This window comes from Alitiscatomonas sp., assembly GCF_037242085.1.
In the GTDB taxonomy this organism is placed as follows: Bacteria; Bacillota; Clostridia; order Lachnospirales; family Lachnospiraceae; genus Alitiscatomonas; species Alitiscatomonas aceti.
The window spans coordinates 1-5,078 of sequence record NZ_JAXXBR010000079.1 but is presented as its reverse complement, the minus strand read 5'-3'; the positions used below and the strand labels follow the sequence as shown (position 1 = coordinate 5,078).

The window sequence follows — 5,078 nt, the reverse complement described above, 5'->3', positions numbered from 1 at the left end:
ACATCTGCCTTATGTGTTTTACCCGGCCCATCTGCTCATCATTTACTTCATAGGAGTGCTGATCTATGGAATACATTTTTGATACCCATGCCCATTACGACGATGAGGCGTTTGACGAGGACAGGGAGAGCCTGATCGGGAGCCTTAGAGAGAACGGGATCGGGAACGTCTGCAACATTGGTGCCAGTATGGAGTCCTGCCGGACCACCCTGGCCATGGCGGAAAAATATCCCTTTTTTTACGGGGCTCTGGGGATCCATCCCAATGAAACAAAGGATCTGACCGAGGAGGACATGGACTGGCTCCGGAAGGCCTCCGGATCGGAAAAGATCGTGGCCATCGGAGAGATCGGCCTGGATTATTACTGGGACGAGCCGGACCGGGAGATCCAGAAAAAATGGTTTGTCCGCCAGCTCTCCATCGCAAAGGACACGGGGCTTCCTGTGGTGATCCACAGCCGGGACGCGGCAAAGGATACCATGGACATTATAAAAGCGGAGCACAAAGGGACCACCGGCGGCGTGATCCACTGCTTTTCCTACGGCGTGGACCAGGCCCGGGAATATCTGGACATGGGATACTTCTTAGGGATCGGCGGCGTCCTGACCTTTAAGAACGCCAAAAAGCTGAAGGAAGTGGCAGAGTATGCACCCATGGACCGGCTGGTCCTGGAGACGGACTGCCCCTATCTGACGCCTGTGCCCTACCGGGGAAAGAGAAATTCCTCTCTGTATCTTTCCTACGTGGCAGAGGCCCTGGCAGAGCTTAAGGGCATGGAGAAGGACGAAGTGATCCGCGTCACCGCAGAGAATGCCAGACGGCTTTACAGGCTTTAAGAAAAGTGAGAATCGTATATGAAAGAATATCTGGGAAATCCCAAGAACACCATTGAGATCATACAGAAGTATGAATTTATGTTCCAGAAAAAATTTGGACAGAACTTTCTGATCGATACCCATGTGCTGGAAAAGATCATAAACGCCGCCGGAGTCACAAAGGACGACTGCGTGCTGGAGATCGGTCCCGGCATCGGCACCATGACCCAGTACCTGGCAGAAAATGCCAGGCAGGTGGTGGCCGTGGAGATCGACCGGAACCTGATCCCCATTTTGGGGGAGACCCTGGCGGCCTGGGACAACGTGACCATCATCAACGAGGATATTTTAAAGGTGGATATCCGGGAGCTGGCGGACCGGTATAACGGCGGCCGTCCCATTAAGGTGGTGGCAAATCTTCCGTATTATATCACCACGCCCATCATCATGGGGCTGTTTGAAAGCGGCGTGCCCATTGACAACATTACGGTCATGGTCCAGAAGGAGGTGGCCGACCGGATGAAGGAGGGGCCTGGCTCCAAGGATTACGGGGCCCTGTCTCTGGCGGTCCAGTATTATGCAAAGCCGGAGATCGTGGCCAACGTGCCGCCCAACTGCTTTATTCCCAGGCCCAATGTGGGCTCTGCGGTGATCCGGCTCACAAGGCACACGGATCCGCCGGTGACGGTCCGGGATGAGAAGCTGATGTTTAAGCTGATCCGGGCGTCCTTTAACCAGAGGAGAAAGACTTTGCAGAACGGATTAAATAATGCTCCGGAGCTGCCGTTTTCCAAGGAAAAGGTGGCTGCGGCCATTGCGCGCATGGGCCTTCCGGCGTCAGTCCGGGGCGAGGCGCTGACGCTTTCCCAGTTTGCAGAGCTTTCCGATATTTTAGGGGAACCGTAGACAAAGGTTCAGAAAGGGGAGTTTTTATGGGATTTAATGAGATGACACACGCGTTTCTGGCGGCCAGGTACTATATCCGTCTTACGGAGCAGTTCGGGGACCGGGGACGGGAGGCCTTTATCCATGGGATCCAGTATTATGGAAGCCAGAGGGGCCGCCGCATGGCCCAGAGAGCCATCCGGGACGGAAAGCCCCTGACCTATGAGAACTACTGCCGGTACGGCGAGTGGGTCAATACAGAGGAGATCAAGGCCATGGGAGCCGCAAACCGGGTGGAGATCGGCGGCTATGATCCCGATTATATCATGAATATTTATTCATGTCCGTGGTTTGCCCAGTTCCAGAAAATGGGAGCCGGTGAGGCGGGAAAAGCCTATTGCAGTGTCCTGGACGCGTCCATTTCCCGGGGCTTTAATCCGGACATCCGGTATGAGGTGCCCCAGACCCTCCACACCCACGACCACTGCGTCCAGATCGTCCGGAACGCCGGGCTCACTCCGGAAATGAAGATCGAAAAATATATGCCCGGAGTAAGATCCTTCGAGTACCACTGCGCCCATACCTTCTGGTCCCTGAGAGAGGTTTCCGAAGGGATCTTCGGGGACGAAGGCGTAAAGGCCAGCGACGCAGTCTTAGAGGACTTTGCAAAAGAATACGGCCGGGAGATGGCGGATACCATTGCCGGCTATAAGGATACAAATTTTAATATGGCATGAGGAAGTTATGAAACAGAACCGTTTACTTGAAGACCCGGTCCGCAGCGTATTCCTGAGCTACCTTCTGCCGTCGGTCAGCGCCACCCTGGTAACGTCCATCTATATCCTGGCGGATACCATGATGATCGGCCGCGGCATCGGTTCTGTGGGAATTGCGGCCCTTAACATTCTGCTGCCCCTTTACAGCACCTTTTTCGGCTTTGGCATGATGTGCGGCATCGGCGGCAGCGTCCTGTTCGGCTTTTCCAGAGGAAAGGGAAATGAGCGGGAGGCCCGGGGGTATTTTACCACCGGCCTCCTGATGGCCCTGGTGTTTGCGGTCCTGACCCTGACCCTCTGCAATGTGTTTTTTGACCCGCTTTTACGGCTTCTTGGGGTTACCCCGGCCATGAGGGAGCACGCTGTGGCCTACGGGCGGGTACTGGTGACCGCGTCGCCCATGTGCGTCATGTCGTCGTTTTTACAGGCCTTCGTAAGAAATGACGGAGCGCCGAAGTTGGCCATGGCCGGAGTCATCAGCGGCGGCGTCACCAACGTGATCCTGGATTACGTATTTATTTTCATCATGAAATGGGGCATGGGCGGAGCCATGCTGGCCACGGCAACGGGCACGACCCTGACCGTTCTGATCTTAAGCAGCCATTTCTTTTCAAAGGAGAACCATTTAAAGCCCCTCTGGAATGTGAGCCTTAAAAAGGTGCTGGAGATCCTTGGGAACGGACTGGCAAGCTTTATCCTGGAGGTTTCCAACGGCTTTGTAACGTTCCTGTTCAACCGCCAGCTTTTAGCCTATGTGGGCGACCTGGGCGTGGTGGTCTATGGGATCATCAGCAACACGGCCCTGGTGGTGACCTCCATCTCCAACGGCATGGCCCAGGCGGTGCAGCCCCTTCTTTCGGCCAACTACGGAGCCGGAAAGAGAGACCGGGTCCGTCAGGGACTGGGGCTGGGGATCCGGGTGGCCCTGGCTGCGGGCTTGATCTTTACGGCGTCGGGATTTTTCTTTCCCACCCAGCTGGCGTACCTGTTTTTGGAGCCCACAGAGGAGATCCTTTCCATGGCGGTCCCGGCCATCCGTTTGTATTTCCTGGCCTTCCTGGTAAGCGAGTGGAACATCATGTGCAGCACCTATTTCCAATCGGTGGTGCAGCCCAGGCGTTCCCTGACCATCACGCTTCTCAGGGGAGTGGTCTTAAATACAGCACTGGTGATGGTCCTTCCGGTCATTTTAGGTGTCAACGGCATCTGGCTGGTGGTAACGGTCTCTGAATTTATCACAGCGGCAGTGGCTTTCTTATTTATCCGCAGAGAAACGCATTGACACGGAAAAGCCATATTGCTAAAATGAAAAAAGACCGGGAGCTTTTTCTGGTCTGAGGAGACTGTGAACCAGAGCCGGACCTGCGGCGGAGCTGCCGCCGGAGGAGGCCGCAGAACGGAGGAATGAGATCTATGACAATTCGAGTAGGAATCATGGGATACGGAAATCTTGGGCGCGGTGTGGAATGCGCGCTGAAGCAGAATCCCGATATGGAATTAACAGCAGTATTCACAAGGAGAGATCCCGGAAGCGTGAAGATTCTGACAGAGGGAGTGAACGTATATCCGGCGAAGGATGCCAAAGACCTGGCGGATCAGGTGGACGTTCTGATCCTCTGCGGAGGAAGCGCCACGGATCTTCCGGAGCAGACCCCGGAATACGCGAAATATTTTAACGTGGTGGACAGCTTTGATACTCACGCAAAGATCCCGGAGCACTTTGCGGCTGTGGATAAGGCCGCAAGAGAGGCCGGAAACACAGCGGTGATCTCCGCCGGCTGGGATCCAGGGATGTTCTCCTTAAACCGTCTGTATGGAAACGCAGTGCTCCCGGACGGAAAGGATTACACGTTCTGGGGCAGAGGCGTGAGCCAGGGCCATTCCGACGCCATCCGCCGTATCGCGGGCGTGAAGGACGCGAGGCAGTATACGATCCCGGTGGAGAGCGCCCTGGAGGCCATCCGCAGCGGGGAAACGCCGGAGCTGACCACAAGACAGAAGCACACAAGAGAGTGCTTTGTGGTGGCCGGGGAAGGGGCAGACAAGGCAGCCATCGAAAAAGAGATCGTGACCATGCCCAACTACTTTGCCGATTATGATACCACCGTACACTTTATCTCCCAGGAGGAGATGGAGCGGGACCACAGAAGCCTGCCCCACGGCGGCTTTGTGATCCGCAGCGGAAAAACGGGCTGGGATCTGGAGCATAATCATGTGATCGAGTATAGCCTGAAGCTGGATTCCAATCCGGAATTCACCTCTTCCGTGATCGTGGCCTGTGCCAGGGCTGCGTACCGTATGAAGCAGGAGGGCATGACCGGCTGTAAGACGATCCTGGATCTTCCGCCGGCATACTTATCCTCAAAGAGCGGAGAGGAACTGAGAAAGGAACTTTTGTAAAAAAACATTTTTTTTAAACAATAGGTGAAACTGATGCAGCGAAAGAAAAATGAGACCGTACAGTATAATGGGATCACGGAAGGCGTGATCTGGCAGCAGCTTTTGATCTTCTTCTTCCCCATCCTGTTTGGAACCTTTTTCCAGCAGCTTTACAACACGGCGGATGCCATGATCGTGGGAAAATTCGTTGGAAAGGAAGCTC

5 protein-coding genes and 1 pseudogene are annotated in these 5,078 nt (G+C 54.9%); all 6 read left to right on the top strand.

Annotated features, from left to right (window positions below; genetic code table 11):
• Window positions 1-65: 65 nt before the first annotated feature.
• Entirely contained in the window at window positions 66-836 is a 771-nt protein-coding gene (locus WIH05_RS07575; protein ID WP_022273444.1) for a TatD family hydrolase, read from the top strand.
• An 18-nt stretch (window positions 837-854) separates the two neighbouring features.
• On the top strand, window positions 855-1,721 hold the full coding sequence (rsmA, locus tag WIH05_RS07570; RefSeq protein WP_022273445.1) for a 16S rRNA (adenine(1518)-N(6)/adenine(1519)-N(6))-dimethyltransferase RsmA: 867 nt from the start codon (window positions 855-857) through the stop codon (window positions 1,719-1,721).
• 26 nt (window positions 1,722-1,747) lie between these two features.
• On the top strand, window positions 1,748-2,437 hold the full coding sequence (locus WIH05_RS07565; protein ID WP_022273446.1) for an L-2-amino-thiazoline-4-carboxylic acid hydrolase: 690 nt from the start codon (window positions 1,748-1,750) through the stop codon (window positions 2,435-2,437).
• Between the two features lie 7 nt (window positions 2,438-2,444).
• Window positions 2,445-3,758 (top strand): MATE family efflux transporter, encoded by a 1,314-nt coding sequence (locus WIH05_RS07560; RefSeq protein ID WP_022273447.1) that lies wholly within the window; start codon window positions 2,445-2,447, stop codon window positions 3,756-3,758.
• A gap of 131 nt (window positions 3,759-3,889) precedes the next feature.
• Window positions 3,890-4,876 (top strand): diaminopimelate dehydrogenase, encoded by a 987-nt coding sequence (locus tag WIH05_RS07555; RefSeq protein ID WP_215653069.1) that lies wholly within the window; start codon window positions 3,890-3,892, stop codon window positions 4,874-4,876.
• Window positions 4,877-4,909: 33 nt separating this feature from the next.
• A pseudogene (locus tag WIH05_RS07550) lies at window positions 4,910-5,078 on the top strand (MATE family efflux transporter); the annotation flags it as partial.

Excerpts from the sequence above, each read along its gene's own strand:
- rsmA (WP_022273445.1), top strand. The coding sequence starts at position 855 with ATGAAAGAATATCTGGGAAATCCCAAGAACACCATTGAGATCATACAG.
- WIH05_RS07555 (WP_215653069.1), top strand. The coding sequence starts at position 3,890 with ATGACAATTCGAGTAGGAATCATGGGATACGGAAATCTTGGGCGCGGT.
- WIH05_RS07565 (WP_022273446.1), top strand. The coding sequence starts at position 1,748 with ATGGGATTTAATGAGATGACACACGCGTTTCTGGCGGCCAGGTACTAT.
- WIH05_RS07560 (WP_022273447.1), top strand. The coding sequence starts at position 2,445 with ATGAAACAGAACCGTTTACTTGAAGACCCGGTCCGCAGCGTATTCCTG.
- WIH05_RS07575 (WP_022273444.1), top strand. The coding sequence starts at position 66 with ATGGAATACATTTTTGATACCCATGCCCATTACGACGATGAGGCGTTT.